The organism is Cobetia sp. 2AS, from assembly GCF_029846355.1.
In the GTDB taxonomy this organism is placed as follows: Bacteria; Pseudomonadota; Gammaproteobacteria; order Pseudomonadales; family Halomonadaceae; genus Cobetia; species Cobetia amphilecti.
Genome location: NZ_JARWKQ010000004.1, coordinates 111,952 through 129,980 on the forward strand (window position 1 = coordinate 111,952; position 18,029 = coordinate 129,980).

At 65.5% G+C, this 18,029-nt stretch carries 15 protein-coding genes; 11 read left to right on the forward strand and 4 right to left on the reverse strand.

Features of this window, described 5'->3' with window-relative positions; all coding sequences use genetic code 11:
• Positions 1-34 precede the first annotated feature (34 nt).
• From gyrA to QD356_RS12315, 3 genes are all read right to left on the reverse strand, one after another.
• Positions 35-2,812 carry a DNA gyrase subunit A gene (gene gyrA, locus QD356_RS12305; protein ID WP_192837491.1) on the reverse strand — a complete coding sequence of 926 codons (2,778 nt, stop codon included), beginning with the start codon at positions 2,810-2,812 and terminating at the stop codon, positions 35-37.
• Positions 2,813-3,059: 247 nt separating this feature from the next.
• Positions 3,060-3,590 carry a thioesterase family protein gene (locus QD356_RS12310; protein ID WP_192837490.1) on the reverse strand — a complete coding sequence of 177 codons (531 nt, stop codon included), beginning with the start codon at positions 3,588-3,590 and terminating at the stop codon, positions 3,060-3,062.
• A gap of 131 nt (positions 3,591-3,721) precedes the next feature.
• On the reverse strand, positions 3,722-4,822 hold the full coding sequence (locus QD356_RS12315) for a YHYH protein (RefSeq protein ID WP_192837489.1): 1,101 nt from the start codon (positions 4,820-4,822) through the stop codon (positions 3,722-3,724).
• A 374-nt stretch (positions 4,823-5,196) separates the two neighbouring features.
• Here QD356_RS12315 and QD356_RS12320 point away from each other — a divergent pair, with 374 nt between their 5' ends.
• Both QD356_RS12320 and QD356_RS12325 read left to right on the forward strand, forming a co-directional pair.
• Positions 5,197-6,117: a recombination-associated protein RdgC gene (locus tag QD356_RS12320; RefSeq protein ID WP_043331446.1), complete on the forward strand. Its 921-nt coding sequence runs from the start codon at positions 5,197-5,199 to the stop codon at positions 6,115-6,117.
• Between the two features lie 62 nt (positions 6,118-6,179).
• Complete coding sequence (locus tag QD356_RS12325; RefSeq protein ID WP_192837488.1) at positions 6,180-7,448, forward strand: 1-acyl-sn-glycerol-3-phosphate acyltransferase; 1,269 nt, start codon at positions 6,180-6,182, stop codon at positions 7,446-7,448.
• Between the two features lie 97 nt (positions 7,449-7,545).
• On the opposite strand, the gene QD356_RS12330 is transcribed toward QD356_RS12325, so the two are convergent.
• Positions 7,546-9,087 (reverse strand): TrkH family potassium uptake protein, encoded by a 1,542-nt coding sequence (locus QD356_RS12330; protein ID WP_192837487.1) that lies wholly within the window; start codon positions 9,085-9,087, stop codon positions 7,546-7,548.
• 331 nt (positions 9,088-9,418) lie between these two features.
• Between QD356_RS12330 and QD356_RS12335 the strand changes: the two genes are divergently transcribed.
• From QD356_RS12335 to QD356_RS12375, 9 genes are all read left to right on the forward strand, one after another.
• Positions 9,419-10,132, forward strand: coding sequence for a beta-ketoacyl synthase chain length factor (locus QD356_RS12335; RefSeq protein ID WP_192837486.1), 714 nt, complete (start codon positions 9,419-9,421; stop codon positions 10,130-10,132).
• A gap of 8 nt (positions 10,133-10,140) precedes the next feature.
• Positions 10,141-10,944, forward strand: coding sequence for a lysophospholipid acyltransferase family protein (locus tag QD356_RS12340; protein ID WP_192837485.1), 804 nt, complete (start codon positions 10,141-10,143; stop codon positions 10,942-10,944).
• 145 nt (positions 10,945-11,089) lie between these two features.
• Positions 11,090-11,359, forward strand: a complete 270-nt coding sequence (locus QD356_RS12345) for a phosphopantetheine-binding protein (RefSeq protein ID WP_043331448.1) — start codon at positions 11,090-11,092, stop codon at positions 11,357-11,359.
• Positions 11,349-11,621, forward strand: a complete 273-nt coding sequence (locus QD356_RS12350; RefSeq protein WP_043331449.1) for an acyl carrier protein — start codon at positions 11,349-11,351, stop codon at positions 11,619-11,621. The genes QD356_RS12345 and QD356_RS12350 overlap by 11 nt, the downstream gene beginning before the upstream one ends.
• Positions 11,618-12,235, forward strand: coding sequence for a hypothetical protein (locus QD356_RS12355; RefSeq protein WP_192837484.1), 618 nt, complete (start codon positions 11,618-11,620; stop codon positions 12,233-12,235). The genes QD356_RS12350 and QD356_RS12355 overlap by 4 nt, the downstream gene beginning before the upstream one ends.
• 157 nt (positions 12,236-12,392) lie before the next feature.
• A complete protein-coding gene (locus QD356_RS12360; RefSeq protein ID WP_192837483.1) occupies positions 12,393-14,441 on the forward strand; it encodes an AMP-binding protein in 2,049 nt (682 codons plus the stop codon).
• Entirely contained in the window at positions 14,438-15,301 is an 864-nt protein-coding gene (locus tag QD356_RS12365; protein ID WP_225996304.1) for a glycosyltransferase family 2 protein, read from the forward strand. The genes QD356_RS12360 and QD356_RS12365 overlap by 4 nt, the downstream gene beginning before the upstream one ends.
• Positions 15,298-16,296 (forward strand): glycosyl transferase, encoded by a 999-nt coding sequence (locus QD356_RS12370; protein ID WP_192837482.1) that lies wholly within the window; start codon positions 15,298-15,300, stop codon positions 16,294-16,296. The genes QD356_RS12365 and QD356_RS12370 overlap by 4 nt, the downstream gene beginning before the upstream one ends.
• A 63-nt stretch (positions 16,297-16,359) precedes the next feature.
• Positions 16,360-17,964, forward strand: a complete 1,605-nt coding sequence (locus QD356_RS12375; RefSeq protein WP_192837481.1) for an aromatic amino acid ammonia-lyase — start codon at positions 16,360-16,362, stop codon at positions 17,962-17,964.
• The last annotated feature ends 65 nt before the right edge of the window (positions 17,965-18,029 follow it).

Consider the following 18,029-nt stretch of genomic DNA (forward strand, 5'->3'; position numbering starts at 1 on the left):
GCGACCGCCCCGAAGGCGGTCGCAATCCAGCGTCTTATTCCGCGTCTGTCGGCGGGGTATCCGTCGACTCGGCGTCATCTCCCGCCTGCACCTGTTCGTCGGTGCTCAGCGCCTCTTCATCCAGCTCATCCTGCACCACGACGACCTCTTCCGGCTCGTCGACACGCACCGTCGTCACCAGACGCTCCTCTTCCGCGGTGCGGATCAAGGTCACGCCCTGCGTGTTGCGCGAGGTGGTGGACACCTCGGCGACGCGGGTACGTACCAGGGTGCCGCGATCGGTGATCAGCATCAGCTCGTCGTTGTCGCTGACCTGCACCGCGCTGACCAGATCACCGTTGCGCTCGCTGGTCTGCATCGCGATCACGCCCTGGCCACCACGGCCACGCAGCGGGAACTCTTCCAGACGCGTGCGCTTGCCGAAGCCATTGGCGGACGCGGTCAGGATGTAGCACTGCGGCACCTCACCGCTGGCGACGCTGTCTTCCGTCGCGCCCTCGGTGGTTGCCACATCAGCGCTCTCGACGCCTTCCGCCGTCGCATCCGTGGCGTCATCGACCTCGATCTCGTTGTCATCGATCGCGGTGGTGCGCGGAATGATCAGGCTGATGACCTGTGCATCGTCGAGCAGACGCATGCCGCGCACACCACGGGCGGTACGGCCCATCACGCGCACGTTCTGCTCTTCGAAGCGGATCGCCTTGCCGTTGGAGGACACCAGCATGACGTGGTCGGAACCGGACGTGATGTCGGCGCCAATCAGGCGGTCACCTTCCTCGATGTCCAGCGCGATCAGGCCGACACTGCGCGGACGCGAGAACTGGCTCAGCGCGGTGCGCTTGACCGTGCCGTTGGCAGTGGCGAAGAAGATGTAGCTGTCGGCGGCATAATCGCGCACCGGCAGGATGGTGGTGACCCACTCGCCGTCGTCCAGCGGAATCAGGTTGACCAGCGGCTTGCCGCGCGAGCCACGTGACGCCTGCGGCATCTCGTAGACCTTGAGCCAGTACACCTTGCCCTTGTTGGAGAACAACAGCACGGTGTCGTGGGTCGAGGCGACCAGCAGGTGCTCGATGACATCCTCGTCCTTCATCGAGGTGGCGGACTTGCCGCGGCCACCACGCTTCTGGGCCTGGTAGTCAGACAGCGGCTGGGTCTTGGCATAGCCGCTGCGCGAGACCGTCACCACCATGTCTTCCTCGTTGATGAGGTCTTCGATGGTCAGGTCACGACGGCTGGTCATGATCTCGGTGCGGCGCTCATCGGCGTACTGGGCACGCACTTCGCGCAGCTCTTCGCGGATGACTTCCATCAGGCGGTCGGCAGAGGACAGGATCTCCATCAGCTCGGCGATGCGCTCGAGGATGGAGGAGTACTCGGCCAGCAGCTTCTCGGTCTCGAGGCCAGTCAAGCGATGCAGACGCAGCTCGAGGATGGCCTGAGCCTGGGCCGGCGACAGACGGTAGTGCTTGGCGTCTTCAGACAGCCCCAGACCTTCCGGCAGATCTTCCGGACGGCAGGAAGTGGCACCGGCGCGCTCGAGCATCTCGACCACCTGACCCGGCTGCCATTCGCGATCGATCAGCTTTTCCTTGGCTTCCGCCGCGCTCGGCGAGCCCTTGATCAGCTCGATCACCTCGTCGATGTTCGAGATCGCCACCGCCAGACCTTCAAGAATGTGGCCACGTTCACGCGCCTTCTTGAGTTCGAACAGGGTACGACGGGTGACGACTTCACGACGGTGACGCACGAAGGATTCCAGAATCTGCTTGAGATTCAGGATCTTCGGCTGACCTTCGTGCAGCGCGACCATGTTGATGCCGAACACGGTCTCGAGCTGGGTCTGGGAGAAGAGGTTGTTGACGACCACTTCACCGGACTCGCCACGCTTGGTCTCGATGACCACGCGCAGACCGTCCTTGTCGGACTCGTCACGCAGCTCGGCGATGCCCTCGATCTTCTTGTCCTTGACCAGTTCGGCGATCTTCTCGATCAGACGCGCCTTGTTCACCTGGTAGGGAAGCTCGGTGATGATGATGTGATCACGGCCGTTCTTGTCGTTGTGCTCGATGGTATGCACGGCACGCACGTAGATACGACCACGACCGGTGCGGTAGGCATCGAGGATGCCGGCACGGCCGTTGATGATACCGGCGGTCGGGAAGTCCGGCCCCGGAATGAATTCCATCAGCTCATCGATGGTCAGATCGCCGTTGTCGATCAGTGCCAGACAGCCGTCGATGACCTCGCCCATGTTGTGGGGCGGGATGTTGGTGGCCATGCCCACGGCGATACCGGAGGAGCCATTGACCAGCAGGTTCGGGGTCTTGGTCGGCAGCACGGCAGGAATGCGCTCGGTGCCGTCATAGTTGTCGACCCAATCGACGGTGTCCTTCTCGAGGTCGGCCAGCAGCTCGTGCGCCAGGCGCGCCATGCGCACCTCGGTGTAACGCATCGCCGCGGCGCTGTCGCCATCGATGGAACCGAAGTTGCCCTGACCATCCACCAGCACATAACGCATGGAGAAGTGCTGGGCCATGCGGACGATGGTGTCGTAGACCGCACTGTCACCGTGCGGGTGGTATTTACCGATCACATCGCCGACGACACGGGCAGATTTCTTGTAGGCCTTGTTCCAGTCATTGTTCAGCTCGTGCATCGCGAACAGTACGCGACGGTGAACCGGTTTGAGGCCATCGCGAACATCCGGCAAGGCACGCCCGATGATGACGCTCATCGCGTAATCGAGATACGACTGCTTGAGCTCGTCCTCGATGTTGACTGGCAGTATCTCTCTGGCGATCTCACCCATGATTCGTCAAATCCTTGAACTCAACTGTTGGCGCCACTGCAGCAACGACGCATGCTCCGTCGGTACTGCAGCGCGGCAGTGGCGTGAAGCAGACACGGGGTGCCAGCTCCGCGGCACCGAAGTGGCGGCATTATATCACTTGCGAGCGCGCCTAGCAGCTCACACGACGCCGCAAGGACACCTCAGTACGGTAGTACGGCCGTCAATGTGCGCGGCTTGCTGGCTCATGCCTCGCCGCTGAGGGCGATCAGGCCGTTTCCTCACTGACCAACGCGCCCAGCAGCGCGCCGATCTCGCCGTCCAGCGGCATGGCGCGACCGGTGTCGGTATTCATCAGCACGAAGGTGAAATCCGCCCTGGAGACCAGCGCCCCGGAGCGCGGATGCACCTCGCCCATGCGCCGCTCGCCCAGATGGATCTCCTGACGCATGATCATCTTGCGTCGCCCGAGCTCTGACAGCCGCGTGGTGATGACCAGCTCATCATGCACGGTGGCGGGATAGTGCCAATCCAGGTTGAGGTTGACCGCTACCATCGCGATGCCTTCGCGCTTGAGTGCGGCCAGACCGAGATGCGCGAGCATGAACTCCCAGCGCCCTTCCTCATAGAACTCCAGATAGCGGGCATTGTTGACGTGCCCATAGCCATCCAGATGGTAGCCACGCACCGTCAGGGTCGTGCGACTGACGACGCCTGCGTGATTGCCGGCGTCTGTGTGAGTGCCGACGTCTGTGTGACTGCCGTCCGCTGCCTGCGGTGGATTGCTGTCGTGTTGCATCCCTGCCTCCCGTCCGTGAAACGATCGCGCCGTGTGGCCATCGTCAGCTGATCTTATGCCGGTGACGGACAGAAAAACAAACGCTTGGCTGAATGATGACGCCTGCCCTGCTCGCCATCCCGGCAAGGCGGCTACTCGCCGGGCGGACCCTGCGGCGGCCTCTCGCCGCCCTCATCGTCGAGGAAGTGCCCCTTCTCGCCCATGAAGCAGCCGAAGATCTGGTTAACCCCCGGCGCGGAGGCGTGATAGTGATAGCCACGCACCGGGTCCGTCTCGCCGCCACACTCATCCAGGTCAGCGGGGATGTTGCCGTCCTTGTCCTCTCTGGCATAGATGGCATAGCCATCCAGCGCATAGCCGATCATCGGCGAATGGCCATCTTCCTGAATGCCGATCTCGGAGCAGCCAGTGGCGGTGTGATAGTGATAGCCCTCATGTGGATTGGCATGCGCGCCACAATCATCGAGCACCCCCAGGGTGTGAGAGCTCAGGATCAGCTCCAGCGGCGCCGGCGGGCCGAACAGCACGCCATTGAGCGCCACGCCGGTGTTGGAGCGGCCGGCAAGCGAGGTCGGCTCGGCGGCCGGCACCGGCACCTTGGGAATCACGACAGTCTTCTCGATGCCACCGCCCAGCTCATCCAGCGGACACTCGAGACAGAAGTTGTCGAAACCTTCGATGGGGTTCGGGTTCCCCGCCACCTCGCAGCCACGCGCGCCATCGATCACGGTGATCTCGCCCGTGTTGACGTCGTACATCTGCCACTCCTTATCCTTGTAGAGAGTGGCCAGATTCTTGATGAACTCGCCGTCCACCTGATAGAGAGTGCCCTCGCCATCCATCCAGGTGCCGCCTTCCTCCTCACCGGAGTGGATATTGGGCGGGCAGAAAGGCCCCTCCGGCGAGGTTTGCGGGTCCGCGGGCGCACCGGCCACACGGAACTGATAGCAGGCCGTCTGCGTGCCGCCGCTCAGGGTGCAGTCGACGGTCTCGACCTCACCGACGATCGCACCGTCGGCAAATATCTCAGGATCCAGCCCGACCGCCGCCGGCCCGGATTCACCGTCAGCGGCTGCCTCTTTCGTGACCGTTGCACTGGTCTCGGCCGCGCTGGCCGTCTTGTCGTGGGCGTCATGCTCCCCGCTGCAGCCGAACAGCAGCAGGGTCAGCGCCGCCAGCGGCAGTGGTCGTGCCCGTTTCAGCGCGCTCGCGCCTGAAGCTCTGCTCTTCACAAAAGCCTCCACAACAGTCTCCACAACAACGTCGTCGATCACTCTGCCGCCCTCCGCGTCTCAAGTCTGATGGTCGATGCCTGCGGGTCGATGCCTGCGGGTCGATGCCTGCTGATCGATATCTACTGGTCTTTGCCTGCTGGTCGATATCTGTCGAGCGATACCGCAAACCGCCAGACCGCGCACCGCCTGGTCGACTCAAGACTAGCGCCACAGCGTGCACACAGTATGTCTTTGTGCTCGCGCGAGATGGTCGGCAACCGCAGTGTGACGCAGGGTCACGTCCACGGCGGATGACCCGCCGCATGAGTTTCGCCATAATATGCGCCATTCAGACGGGCAGCCCCCGTTCACCGGACTCAAGGACTGGTCGCATGTGGTTCAAGAACCTGCAACTGTATCGCCTGCACGATAGCGCACCGCTGGAAGAGGGTCGTCTCGCCGACGCCCTGCCGGAGCATGTCTTCCGCCCGGTCACCGGCGTCGAAGCCAAGCGTATCGGCTGGGTGGCACCGGGCGGTCGCAACAGCGACCTGCTGGTGCACGAGATTCAGGGTCATTTCCTGATCAGCGCCCTGCGCCAGGAGCGCGTACTGCCCTCCGCCGTCGTCAAGGAAGAACTCGAGGAGCGTGTGGCCGAGCGCGAGACCGCCGAAGGCCGTCCGCTGCGTCGCCGCGAGAAGCTGACCCTCAAGGAGCAGATCTACGAGGAGCTGCTGCCGCGCGCCTTCACGCGCTCCTCGCGCACCGACCTGTGGTGGGACAGCCGGCGCGGCCTGATCGCCGTCAACGCCTCGAATGCCAAGCGCGCCGAGGAAGTGCTGGACCTGCTACGCCAGACACTGGGCACGCTCAAGGTCACGCCGCTGGCCGTCGCGCAGCCGCCTTCCCAGGTGATGACCACCTGGCTGAAGGATGTCAGCTCGCGCCCGGAAGACCTGATCGTCGGTGATCAGGTCGAACTCAAGGCGCCGGGTGGCGAGGATGGCGTGCTGCGTGCGCGCCAGTTCGACCTCGACGGCGAGGAAATCCAGACGGCGCTGAATCTGGGTCGCGTGGTCAGCAAGCTGGCACTGGAAGTCGATGGCCGCGTCGCGCTGGTGCTCGGTGAGGACATGGCGCTCAAGAGCCTCAAGTTCGCCGATGCCGTGGTCGATGAAGCCAACGCCCAGGATGATGGCGAAGACCCCATCCTGCGTCTGGAGACCGACTTCGCGCTGATGGCTCAGGTGCTGTCCGGCGTGATCGAGCAGATGACCGCCTGGCTGGGTGGTGAAGCCCAGCCCGCCAGCTGAGCCTTGGGCCCGCTGCCGACCTTCTCTTTTTTCAGAATGACAAACCCGGATGACGTGCGTCGATGACTGACACTGCAACACCCAAGCCTGCCACGACCAGCGAACAGGACCCGTTCGCCGATATTCGCCCCTACCACGACGACGAGGTAGCGGAGGTGCTGGTACGCCTGGAGCAGGACCGCGAGCTGCTCGACACCCTGACTCGCTTCCGCCTGCCAGGCCTAACCCAGCGTTTCCCGTGGCTGGCACGCCAGATCGCGCGCCTGGCCATCAAGCGCGAGATGATTGGCGTCAAGGACGTTGCCAGTTTCCAGAGCCGCATCGCCGTCTACATGGCGCGCATGATCCACACCACCACCACCAGTTTCGAGACGGTGGGGCTGGAGCGTCTGTCGCCGGACACGCCGTATCTGTTCCTGTCCAACCATCGCGACATCTCGCTGGACCCGGCCTTCGTCAACTACGCCCTCTATCGTCACGGGCGTGACACGGTGCGCATCGCCATCGGTGACAACCTGCTGCAGAAGCCCTTCGTCACCGACCTGATGCGCCTCAACAAGAGCTTCATCGTGCCGCGCTCCGCCAAGGGCAAGCGCGCGATGCTGGCCGCCTACCAGTCGCTGTCGGGCTATATCCGCCACTCGCTGACCCACGACCAGCACTCCATCTGGCTGGCCCAGCGTGAAGGGCGCGCCAAGGATGGCCGTGACGGCACCGAGAGCGCCATCATCAAGATGCTGACCATGGCGGCGCGCACCGCCGACAAGACGCGTCCGTTCAGCGAGGCGATCAGCGAGCTCAACATCGTGCCGGTGTCGATCAGCTACGAGTTCGACCCCTGTGACCTGCAGAAGGCGCGTGAGCTGGCGGCCGTCGCCAATGAAGGCCGTTACGAGAAGGTGCAGTACGAGGACATCAAGTCCATTGCGGCGGGCATCAGCGGCCACAAGGGGCGCGTCAAGCTGGTGTTCGGCGAGCCGCTCAAGGGCGACTTCGAGACCCCGGAAGACGTGGTGAAGGAAGTCGACCGCCAGGTGCTGGCCTACTACACCCTCTATCCGAGCCATCAGCTGGCACTCGAGAAGCTGGCCGCCAGCCGCCCGCAGCTGCGTGAGGAGCCGCGCCTGGCCTCGGCGCTGGATGTCTCGGCCATCAGCGGTGCCGAGCGCGCCACCTTCGAGAACCGCCTCGCAGAGGTGCCCGCAGAGCTCAAGGACTGGTGGCTGGTGCAATACGCCAACCCGATCCTCAATCGCGAAGGGCTCTCCATCGATCTCGACGAGAAGCTCGATGCCGCCGAGGCGACGGACGGCGAGAAGGTAGCTCAGTAAGCCAGCACTGCGGGACAAGACACATCGCCCCCGCACTTGGCACGACCAAAGCCACGAAAAAGCCACCGCCAATCGACGGTGGCTTTTTCGTGGGCCGCTACTTGCGCCAGAAGCTGGGCGAGAACAGCACCAGCACGGTCAATATCTCGAGACGCCCCATCAGCATGCCGATGCACAGCAACCACTTGGCGCTGTCCGGCAGGCTCGAGAAGTTGCCCGCCGGGCCGATGATCTCGCCCAGTCCCGGGCCGACGTTGGTGACGGCCGTGGCGGCGCCGGTCACCGCGGTGATCAGGTCCAGCCCGATGAACGACAGCGCCAGCGCCAGGCCACCGATGGTGATGAAGAAGAAGAACGAGAAGGCGATCACGGCGCGCACCACCTCATCGGGCAGCGCGCGGCCGTTGTAGCGCTGCGAGAAGACGCCATTGGCATGGATCAGCGAGCGCAGATGGTTGCCGAGCATGATCAGGCCGATCTGCAGGCGGAAGATCTTCATGCCGCCGCTGGTCGAGCCGCTGCAGCCGCCGACGAAGGTCAGATAGAAGAAGGCCACCACCGCAAAGGGCCCCCAGGCACTGTAGTCGTCGCTGGCGTAGCCGGTGGTGGTCACCACCGAGATGACATTGAAGGTCACCTGGGTCAGCGCCGTGAAGATGGCCTCGCCATTGACGACGCGATACAGCGTCAGCAAGGCGATCACCCACCCCAGCAGACGCAGGAAGCCGCGCACCTGGGCATCACGCCACAGGACGCCGGCCTGGTCCTGCCAGGCGCGGATGAACAGCACGAAGGGCAGCGCCCCCAGCAACATGAAAGCCGACGCCATCCACAGCAGATAGGGCCGGTCGGAATAGACGCCCATCGAGCTGTCGTAATTGGAGAAACCGCCGGTGGCCAGCGACGTCATGCCATGCACCAGCGCATCCAGCCAGTGCATGCCACCGAGCCAGTAACAGACGATGGCCAGCAACGTCAGCCCGACGTAGACCAGCCCGATGGCCTTGGCCACGCCACCGGCACGCGGCAGCACCTTGTCGGACCAGTCCGAGGATTCGGTCTGGAACAGGCGCATTCCGCCGACCTTCAGAAACGGCAGGATCGCGATCGCCATCACGATGATGCCGATGCCGCCGACCCACTGCATCAGGCCGCGCCACAGCTTGAGACCATCCGAGAGTCCTTCGATGTCAGACAGCACGGTCGAGCCGGTGGTGGTGATCGCCGACACCGATTCGAACACGGCATCGGTCACGCCCAGGTGGGTGGCACCGAAGATCAAGGGCAGACTCGAGTAGGCCGACACCAGCACCCAGCTCAGCGTCGTCAGCACGAACATCGCACGCGGCTTGAGTTGCAGCTCCACCTTGCGCGAGACCGTCAGCATGATGGCCGCCGAGCCGAGCGTGATGCCCAGCGAGATCAGAAAGGCGCTGGCATCCGCATCCGCTTCACCGAGCAACACCAGCAAGGGCGCCAGCATCATCAAGGCCACCACGCACAGCAGCAGGCCGAGTACCCGGATGACCGGCAACCACTCCGAGAGCGACAGAAGGCGAACCAGTGCCTGCGAGTGCGCTCGGGTCGCCTGCCCTGCGCGAGCCCGTCTACGCAGCAGGTCCCGCGAGCCACCCTTCATGCCACCGACCTGTTGATGACCGTCATCATTGTGCGTCCTCAGCGTTTTACCCCATGACGCCCCGGGCGCCAGTCTCAGTGCGGCGATACCCTACACCCTCTTCCGCCGCTGTCCAGCGCCGCCACAGCGGTGACCCGCCGCAGGGCATCGCGCCCCGACGCCTCACGTCAGGCGCCTTGTGCCGCCCTGCAAGCTGCTATCCTGCCAACGACACGCGTAGCCACGCCGCCTGCTCAGTGCCAACACGCCTGAGTCCGGTTGGGCTGCCCAACCCCTGTGCGGTACACTGAGGCCCCAATATGGCAACGATGCGTTCACGGACAAGAACCTCATGCGTCTGACTGATTGGCGAGCCTGGCAGGCGAGTGCGACCCGCACCGCCCACGACAGCCGCGTAGATATCACCCCCTCCCCGCGTGCCGAGCAAGTCCCGGCCATGCAGCGTCGTCGACTCAGCCCGGTCGGCCAGGCCTGCTGCAAGCTGCTGTTCGCGCTCGACCCTGACGCCGACCTGCCCATCATCCATGCCTCGCGTCATGGCGATACCGGCAAGATTCTCGCCCTGCTGGATGCCGCCACCCAGTCCGACGAAGCCCTGTCACCGGCACGCTTCTCGCTCTCGGTGCACAACGCCGTGCTGGGCATGTACTCGATCACCGGCAAGTCCCATCAGCCGCTGGAAGCCCTCGCCGCCTGCGGCAACGAATTCGAGGCGCTGATGAGCGAGGCGCTCGGCTATCTGAGCGAGCGCGAGGACGTCATCGTGCTGTTCTCCGACATCGCCGCACCGGAGGCCTTCCTGCACCACGGTGACTACCCGGCCTGCGCCAGCGCCGTTGCCCTGCGCCTGAGCCGCCGCAGTGAGGATGACAGCGCATGGACACTGAGCGCCACGCCTGGCGAGTCGTTGACGGACAGCGCCCCGACGCCGCTTGAGGTCATCGCCTGGCTCGAGCAGGCCGGGGCTGAGGCGCTCGCCTGTCGTCGCCATCACTGGCAGCTGAGCCGCGCTCACGCCGCCACACCGACGCCGCAAGCAGACTGATGCCACGCATGCTGTCGTCTCCCCTCGGACGCCTGTGGCGTGGCATCGCCACGGCCATCAGCTTCCTGACCTTCGGGCTGGGCGGCTTGCTGGTGGGGGGAATGTGGCCCCTGCTGACACTGGTGGTACGCCGCCCCGGCAAGCGACAGAAGCTCGCGCGCAGCATCATCCATCACTGCATGCGCGGCTTCGTGGGTCTGATGCGCGGCCTGGGCGTGCTCGACTATCGCCTGCACGACTGCGAGCGTCTGCAACGCCCGGGCCTGCTGGTGCTGGCCAATCACCCGACGCTGATCGACGTGGTCTTCCTGCTCGCGCTGATTCCCCACGCCGACTGCGTGGTCAAGGGGCGGCTGGCACGCAACCCCTTCACCCGTGGCCCCATCCGCGCCGCGGGCTACATCACCAATGAAGAGCCGCAGGGCGTGCTCGAGGCCGCCGGCGCGAGCCTGGCGCGCGGCAATGCCTTGATCCTGTTTCCGGAAGGCACGCGCAGCGTGCCCGGGCGGGCACTGAAATTCCGCCGCGGCGCCGCCAACATCGCGCTGCGCACGCCAAGCGAGATCACCCCCGTGCTGATCGACTGTCAGCCCAGCACCCTGACCAAGGGCGAGCCCTGGTATCACATCCCGGCCCGACGCGTGATGCTCAATATCAAGGTGCTGCCGGACATGACGGCGCATGTCGCACCGCCACCGGCAGCAGAGGATGAGGTGCCGCTGTCACGCGATGCCCGCCAGTTGACGCGCCGCCTGGCCAGCGACTTTGCCGCTGAGCTGGCCGCCTTTCAGCAACGGATTCGCGAGTCATGACAACGCGCTGCGCCGCACTGCCCCTGAGCTTGCTGTTGGTCAGATAGCGAGAAAAACGGATTAAGATATTCGGCCTTCCCGCCGTTAATAAAGCCTGCTGCCATTCATACCGACCATTATCGGCACGCCGACACGAGGAATACTCATGAGCGATAGCGCCAAGCTGGAACTGGAACTCAAGCAACTGATCATCGACACCCTGGAGCTTGAGGACATCACGCCGGACGACATCGTCGCCGATGAGCCGCTGTTCGTGGACGGCCTGGGGCTGGATTCGATTGACGCCCTGGAACTCGGTCTCGCGCTGCAGAAGCAGTACGGCATCACGCTGGACGCCGAAGCCGAGGACACTCGCGCGCATTTCGCCAGCCTCAATGCCCTGCGTGAACTCGTGGAGGCCCGTCGTGAGCGCTGAGCAACAGACCGCGTCCCGCGAAGAGATCTATGCCCATGTGCGCAGCACCCTGATCGAGCTGTTCGAGATCGATGCCGCTGACATCCACCCCGAGGCGCTGCTCTATGAAGACCTCGACATCGACAGCATCGATGCGGTGGACCTGGTGGTCGAACTCAAGAAGTTCACCGGCCGTCGCATCGAAGCCAATGACTTCAAGAGCGTACGCAGCCTCGATGATGTCGTGACTGCCGTCGAGCAGCTGATGCAGCGCCAGGCATGACGTCATGGTCCTCTGGTCGAGGGCGGCGCCCGTCACTGACGAGCCTGCTGCTCGGCGGGCTGGGCGTGGTGGCCGCCGTGTGCTGGCCGCTGCTGGTCTATGCCCTGCTCTCGCGGCTGACGGCAGACCCGGCGGGCGACGCGACCAGCGGACATGTCTCGCCCTGGGTGTGGGCACTGATCGCGCTGGGGGCCTTGCTGATCCAGCGTCTGCCCCTGCCGTTGATCCTGCGCCTGACGCTGGCCGCGCTGCTGATCGCCATCAGCCTGCTCAGCGAGGCGGAACTGGGGCTGCGCGCCTATCCGGTGCTGGTCAATCTGGCCATGCTCAGCGTGTTCGCCACCAGTCTGTGGCGCGGCATGCCGGTCATCGAGCGTCTGGCGCGTCTGCAGGAGCCTGATCTGCCCGCCGCCGGCGTACGTTATACCCGCAAGGTCACCCGAGTGTGGTGCGGCTTCTTCGTCTTCAATGCCAGTGTCGCCGCGGCCACGGCGCTGTATGCCGACCTCGCGACCTGGACGCTCTACAACGGCCTGGTGAGCTACGTGCTGATGGGGCTGCTGTTCTGCGGCGAATGGCTGGTACGCCGTCGTCTGCGCCGCGCCGATGGCTGAGCCTGGTTATCGATGAGCTTGGTTATCGATGAGCTTGGCTATCGATGAGCTCGGCTATCGATAGCTGAGTCCATGCATTGATTCGCCCCGCGTGGATTCGCCCGGCGTGGATACGCCCCCAGATGAATTCGACTTTCTGAAGAGTTGCCTGCCTCACATGTCTGATGCCCGCCAGCCTGCCAGCCTCGCCACCGCACGCTCCACTGAGCAAGACGCCGCCCTGCGCGCCACCTCCCTCATCCATCAGGGCTGGCGTCATCTCGCCCGACTCGCGCCCGAGGCGCCGGCCTGCTGGCTGGCCAGTCCCGGTCAACCGCTGCGCCCGCTGAGTCGTGCCGAGCTGATGGCACGCGTCGACGCCTGGCATCAGTGGCTGGACAACCTGCCCGCAGCGCATGACGGCCGCCGGCCAGGTGCGCGTTGGGTGCTGTTCCAGCCCACGACGCTTGGCGCCTGCGTGCAGCTGCTGGCGCTGTGGGAGCGCGGCATGCTCGCCGTGCTGCCCGGCGATGACCGCCCGGAAACCCTGGCCCGCCTGGCCGAGAGCTGTGATGGCAAGCTGCCCGAGACCAGCGCCGCTGGCTGGCCGCCGGAGCAACCCGGCACTGTCAGCTCTACCGGCTCTACCGCCTCTACCGGCGCTGCCAGCTCTGTTGCCGCACCGAATACACCGTTCGAGATCACGCCGGACGGCGCGCGTCTCGCGCTGGAGCTCTGCACCTCCGGCTCCACCGGCGAGCCGCTGCGCATCGCCAAGCGCTTCGATCAGCTCGAGGCCGAACTGGCCGTGCATCGCACGCTGTGGCCGCTGGCGACGGACGCTTCAGGCACTGACTCAGCGTCTGAGCCAAGCACCGTCAGCCTCAGCCAGGTCAGCCACCAGCACATCTACGGTCTGCTGGTGTCGCTGCTGCGCCCGCTCAGCGAAGGGGTGCCGTTTCTCAGCGAAGCCTGTCATTACCCGGAGCAGCTGGCCGCCGCCATCGCGCAGCTGTCCGGCCTCGGGCATCGCTGCCAGCTGGTCAGCTCGCCGGCCCAGCTGGCGCGCCTGCCCCAGACCAGTGACGAGAGCCGCGTGGCGGGCCAAGCTCAGGATCAGGAACAGGCTCAGCTGTTGCGGGTCTTCTCTTCAGGTGCCCCGCTGCCGGCCGAGGCCGCCCGCCACGCCGAGAACTGCCTGCAGGCGCCGGTGATCGAGATCTACGGCAGCACCGAGACGGGCGGCATCGCGCATCGCCGCCAGCACGAGACGCCCCACTGGACACCGCTACCGGAGGTTGAGCTCCGCTTCTCGCCCGACTTCGCGGTGCGCTCGCCGTTTCTGGAACAGCCCGACCAGTGGTGGCAGCAGGCCGACAACGCCGCGCCACTGACGCCTGAGCCGCCGTCGCAAGGCGAGCAGAATAATGCGCCACGCTTTCAGCTGCTGGGGCGCAGTGATCGCCTGGTCAAGCTGGCCGGCAAGCGGGTCTCGTTGAGCGCGGTGGAGCGCTGCCTCAGCGCGCAAGCGGAGGTGCTGGAAGTACGTTGCCTGCCGATGCCCACACGCGATCATCGCCTGGGCGCAGTGGTGGTGATGGAAGAGAGCACGCTACCGCAGGACCACGCCAGCCGCCGTGATCTGATCGCGCGTCTGCGGCGTGCGCTGATGCCAGGCTTCGAGCGCATCGCCCTGCCGCGCTACTGGCGCTTCGTCACGCGCCTGCCGCTGAATGCCCAGGGCAAGTTCACGGCGGACTCCGTCGCGCGACTGTTTGCCGATCTCGACGATCATCGTCTGCCACGCTGGCTGGGCGAAACCTCCAGCGGTCCGCAGCAGCTGACGCTGGAAGCCGAGGTGCCCGACAGCCTGTGCTACCTCGAGGGTCATTTCGCCGCCCAGCCACTGGTGCCCGGCGTGGTGATGCTCAAGTGGGCTCGCGATCTCGGTCGCCGCCTGCGCCTGGCGGGCGTCGGCGTGCAGGAAAGCCGTTTTCAGCGTCTGGAGCGCATCAAGTTCTCCAACCTGTTGCTGCCGGGCATGCGCTTCACGCTGGCCGCGACACTGGTCGCCGACAGCCACGGCCTGCGCGTCGACTTCCGCCTGGAATCCCGCGCGGGCCTGCATGCCAGCGGCCGCTTGCGCTACGGTGCTGAAACCGATGACACACCTCTCAGTTCGCCACTTAGTTCACCCCAGACGACACCCACACCGGAGGCGTCATGAGCCAGCCCCAGGCGCCGATGACCGGCCACACATCCTCTCCCCCCGTCAGCGAGTCGCCACTGCGCGCCTGCGTGGTGATTCCGGTCTACGACCACCCCGCCACCATCGCCGGCGTGTGTGCGGGTCTGGCGCCGCTCGGGCTGCCCATCGTGCTGGTGGATGATGGCTGCAGCGCCCCCTGCGCCGCGGTGCTGGATCAGCTGGCGGCAGAAGGTCATCACCTGGTGCGTCGCGAGCAGAACGGCGGCAAGGGCGCTGCCGTGCGCAGCGGCCTGCAGGCCGCCGAGCAGCTCGGCTTCACCCATGCCCTGCAGGTGGACGCCGATGGGCAGCACGATGTCGGCGATCTGCCCGCCTTCCTCAACGGCATGCAGGAAAACCCCGACTGCCTGCAGATCGGCTATCCGCAATACGACGCCAGCGTGCCGCGCATCCGTTTCTATGGCCGCTACGCCTCGCACATCTGGGTGTGGATCAACACCCTGTCGCTGGCCATCCGCGACACCATGTGCGGCGTGCGCCTCTACCCGCTGGCTGCCACCAACCGGCTGCTGGCGCGTCATGACTGTGGCGACCGCATGTCCTTCGACACCGAGGTGCTGGTGCGCTGGTACTGGGCCGATGGCGAGGTCGCCAACCTGCCGGTGCATGTCAGCTATCCCACCGGGGGCGTCAGCCACTTCCGCCCCGGTCACGACAACCTGTTGATCAGCGCCATGCACACGCGGCTGTTCCTCGGCATGCTGCTGCGCTCACCGAAACTTGCCTGGCGCACGCTGTCGGGACGCAATCGCAAGACGTCATCCACTCATGTCAGTCGCCCCTCGCAGCCTGACGACGCGAAGAGGAAACACGAATGACCCATTGGGCACGCCTGTCGGAAACCGGCTCCACCACTGGCATGCGCCTGATGGTGACGATTCGTCGTCGCCTCGGTGCCTGGCCGTTTCGCATCGCGCTGTTTCCGGTGCTGGTGTGGTACTTCCTGCTGCGCGGGGTGGCGCGGCGCGCCTCCTTCGACTTCCTCAAGCGCCTCGAGCCAGAGCTTGGCGGCGTGCGCCTGTGGGCGAGAAGCTTCGCCCACTTCATGCAGTTCGGTGAGGCGATCATGGACAAGGTCTCGGCCTGGAGCGGCGAGATTCCGCTGTCCTCACTGACCGGCACCGGCCCGGAAGACCTGCGTGACGCCGCGCTGCGTGGCGAGGGCGGCATCATTCTCGTCGCCCACCACGGCAATCTGGATGTGATCAATGCCATCGGCGAGCGCCACGACATCGACCTGTGTGCGCTGGTGCACACGCGCCACGCCGAGAAGTTCAATCAGCTGCTGGAGCAGGCCACCGGGCGCAAGCCGCCGCAGATGATCGAGGTCAGCGAGATCACGCCTGCCACCGCCATGGCGCTGGGTGATCGCGTCAATCGCGGCGGCTTCGTGGTCATCGCCGCCGACCGCGTGCCGATTCCGCCCGAGAGCAGCGAGGAGCAGAGCGCCGTCAATCGTGGTCGCGTCCAGCACTGTGACTTCATCGATCAGCCCGCGCCCTTCCCGCAGGGGCCCTTCATGCTGGCCGCGCTGTTGCGCTGTCACGTCTATACCCTGAGCTGCATTCGCGAACAGGGCGGCGCCCATCCGCGTTTCCGAGTCGATTTCGCGCCCTTCGATGACAGCCGCGCCGTCAAGCGCAGCGGTCGCGAGGCGTGGATCCAGCAGGCCATGCAGCGCCACGCCCGTCATCTGGAAGCGCGCGTGAAGCGCCATCCGTTGCAGTGGTTCAACTTCTTCGACTTCTGGCATCAGGCGCCTGACGCCCCGGCCTCCAGCTCGGGCACCTCGGGGCCCGAGCGAGCGACCTGACGGCCGCCCCGTCGAACCCTCTACTTCCCGTTTTCAGACATTCAGTCTTTCAGGTACCTCGTCATGTCACAGCCCGCCAGCTCTTCCTCCGCCCTGATTCTCGACGGCAGTGATATCACCCTCGAGCAGTTGATCGATGTCGCCGAAGGCCGCCGCGACGTGCGCCTGACCCCGGATGCCGCCTTCCGCGCCCGTATCGAGGCCGGCCCGGCCCTGCTGGAACGCCTGCTGGAAGAAGAAGGCGTGGTCTACGGCGTCACCACCGGTTACGGAGATTCCGTGACGCGTGCCGTGCAGGGGGCAGAGGACCTCGAAGCCCTGCCGCGCCACCTCTACACCTTCCACGGCTGTGGCATGGGCGCGGACCTGGATGTGGTCAGCAGTCGCGCGGTGGTGATGGTGCGCCTCGTCTCGCTGTGCCGGGGTGTCTCCGGGGTCAGCATGGCGCTGCTGGAGCGCCTCGTATGGCTGCTCAATCACGACATCCTGCCGCGCATTCCCGAGGAAGGCTCGGTGGGCGCCAGCGGCGATCTCACCCCGCTGTCCTATGTGGCCGCCGTGCTGTGTGGCGAGCGTGAGGTCTGGGTGCGCTCCGGCGCAGGCCAGCCCCACGCGCTGCGCCCGACGGCGGAGGTCTTCGCGGCACACGGCCTGACACCCTATGTGCTGCGCCCCAAGGAAGGCCTGGCGCTGATGAACGGCACCGCCGTGATGACGGCCCTCGCCGCGCTGGCCTACGGCCGCACCTGCTACCTCAGCCGCCTGAGCGCGCGCATCACCGCGCTCAGCGTGCAGGCGCTGGAAGGCAACCCCTACCACTTCGATGCTGACCTGTTCGCTGCCAAGCCGCATCCCGGTCAGGCCCGCGTGGCCCAGTGGCTGCGCGATGATCTGGCCCACCCGGCGGCGCCGGAAGTCGACGCCACACCGATCAACTCGCCGCGCCTGCAGGACCGCTACTCGACGCGCTGCGCACCCCACGTCATCGGCGTGGTCGAGGACAGCCTCAGCTGGTGGCGCAGCTTCCTGGAGACCGAGCTCAACAGTGCCAACGACAACCCGCTGATCGATGTCGAGGCCGGCAAGATTCTCCACGGCGGCCACTTCTACGGCGGCCATGTGGCGATGGTGATGGACAGCCTCAAGACGGCGGTCGCCAACCTGGCTGACCTGCTCGACCGCCAGCTGGCACTGCTGGTCGACAGCCGCTACAACCGTGGCCTGCCCAGCAACCTCAGCGGTGCCACGCTCGAGCGCGCGCCGCTCAATCATGGCTACAAGGCGGTGCAGATCGGCGCCTCGGCCTGGACGGCGGAAGCCCTCAAGCTGACCATGCCCGCCAGCGTCTTCTCGCGTTCCACCGAGTGCCACAATCAGGACAAGGTCAGCATGGGCACCATCGCCGCGCGTGATGCGCTGCGCGTGCTGACACTGGTGGAACAGGTCGCCGCCGCCACCCTGCACGCCGCCGTGCAGGGCAGCGAGCAGCGCGCCGACATCACGGGCCAAGCCGCCACGCCGCCCAGGCTGGCCGCCTTCACCCGTGAGCTGCGTGAAGACATCGCGCCCCTCGAGGAAGATCTCGCTCTGGAAGCCGACCTGCGCCTGCTGTGCGCGCGCATCCGTGAGCGCCATTGGACCCTGAGTGCCGGCGAGGCCCACGCATGAACGAGAAAGAAGCCTTGAGCAAGAAAGAAGCTATGAGCGGGGCAGCCTTGAGCGAGGAAAAAGCC

Bases quoted from the DNA above. Each gene is read 5' to 3' on its own strand.
- gyrA (WP_192837491.1), bottom strand. From the start codon at position 2,812: ATGGGTGAGATCGCCAGAGAGATACTGCCAGTCAACATCGAGGACGAG.
- QD356_RS12310 (WP_192837490.1), bottom strand. From the start codon at position 3,590: ATGCAACACGACAGCAATCCACCGCAGGCAGCGGACGGCAGTCACACA.
- QD356_RS12320 (WP_043331446.1), top strand. From the start codon at position 5,197: ATGTGGTTCAAGAACCTGCAACTGTATCGCCTGCACGATAGCGCACCG.
- QD356_RS12325 (WP_192837488.1), top strand. From the start codon at position 6,180: ATGACTGACACTGCAACACCCAAGCCTGCCACGACCAGCGAACAGGAC.
- QD356_RS12330 (WP_192837487.1), bottom strand. From the start codon at position 9,087: ATGAAGGGTGGCTCGCGGGACCTGCTGCGTAGACGGGCTCGCGCAGGG.
- QD356_RS12335 (WP_192837486.1), top strand. From the start codon at position 9,419: ATGCGTCTGACTGATTGGCGAGCCTGGCAGGCGAGTGCGACCCGCACC.
- QD356_RS12340 (WP_192837485.1), top strand. From the start codon at position 10,141: ATGCTGTCGTCTCCCCTCGGACGCCTGTGGCGTGGCATCGCCACGGCC.
- QD356_RS12345 (WP_043331448.1), top strand. From the start codon at position 11,090: ATGAGCGATAGCGCCAAGCTGGAACTGGAACTCAAGCAACTGATCATC.
- QD356_RS12355 (WP_192837484.1), top strand. From the start codon at position 11,618: ATGACGTCATGGTCCTCTGGTCGAGGGCGGCGCCCGTCACTGACGAGC.
- QD356_RS12360 (WP_192837483.1), top strand. From the start codon at position 12,393: ATGTCTGATGCCCGCCAGCCTGCCAGCCTCGCCACCGCACGCTCCACT.
- QD356_RS12365 (WP_225996304.1), top strand. From the start codon at position 14,438: ATGAGCCAGCCCCAGGCGCCGATGACCGGCCACACATCCTCTCCCCCC.
- QD356_RS12370 (WP_192837482.1), top strand. From the start codon at position 15,298: ATGACCCATTGGGCACGCCTGTCGGAAACCGGCTCCACCACTGGCATG.
- QD356_RS12375 (WP_192837481.1), top strand. From the start codon at position 16,360: ATGTCACAGCCCGCCAGCTCTTCCTCCGCCCTGATTCTCGACGGCAGT.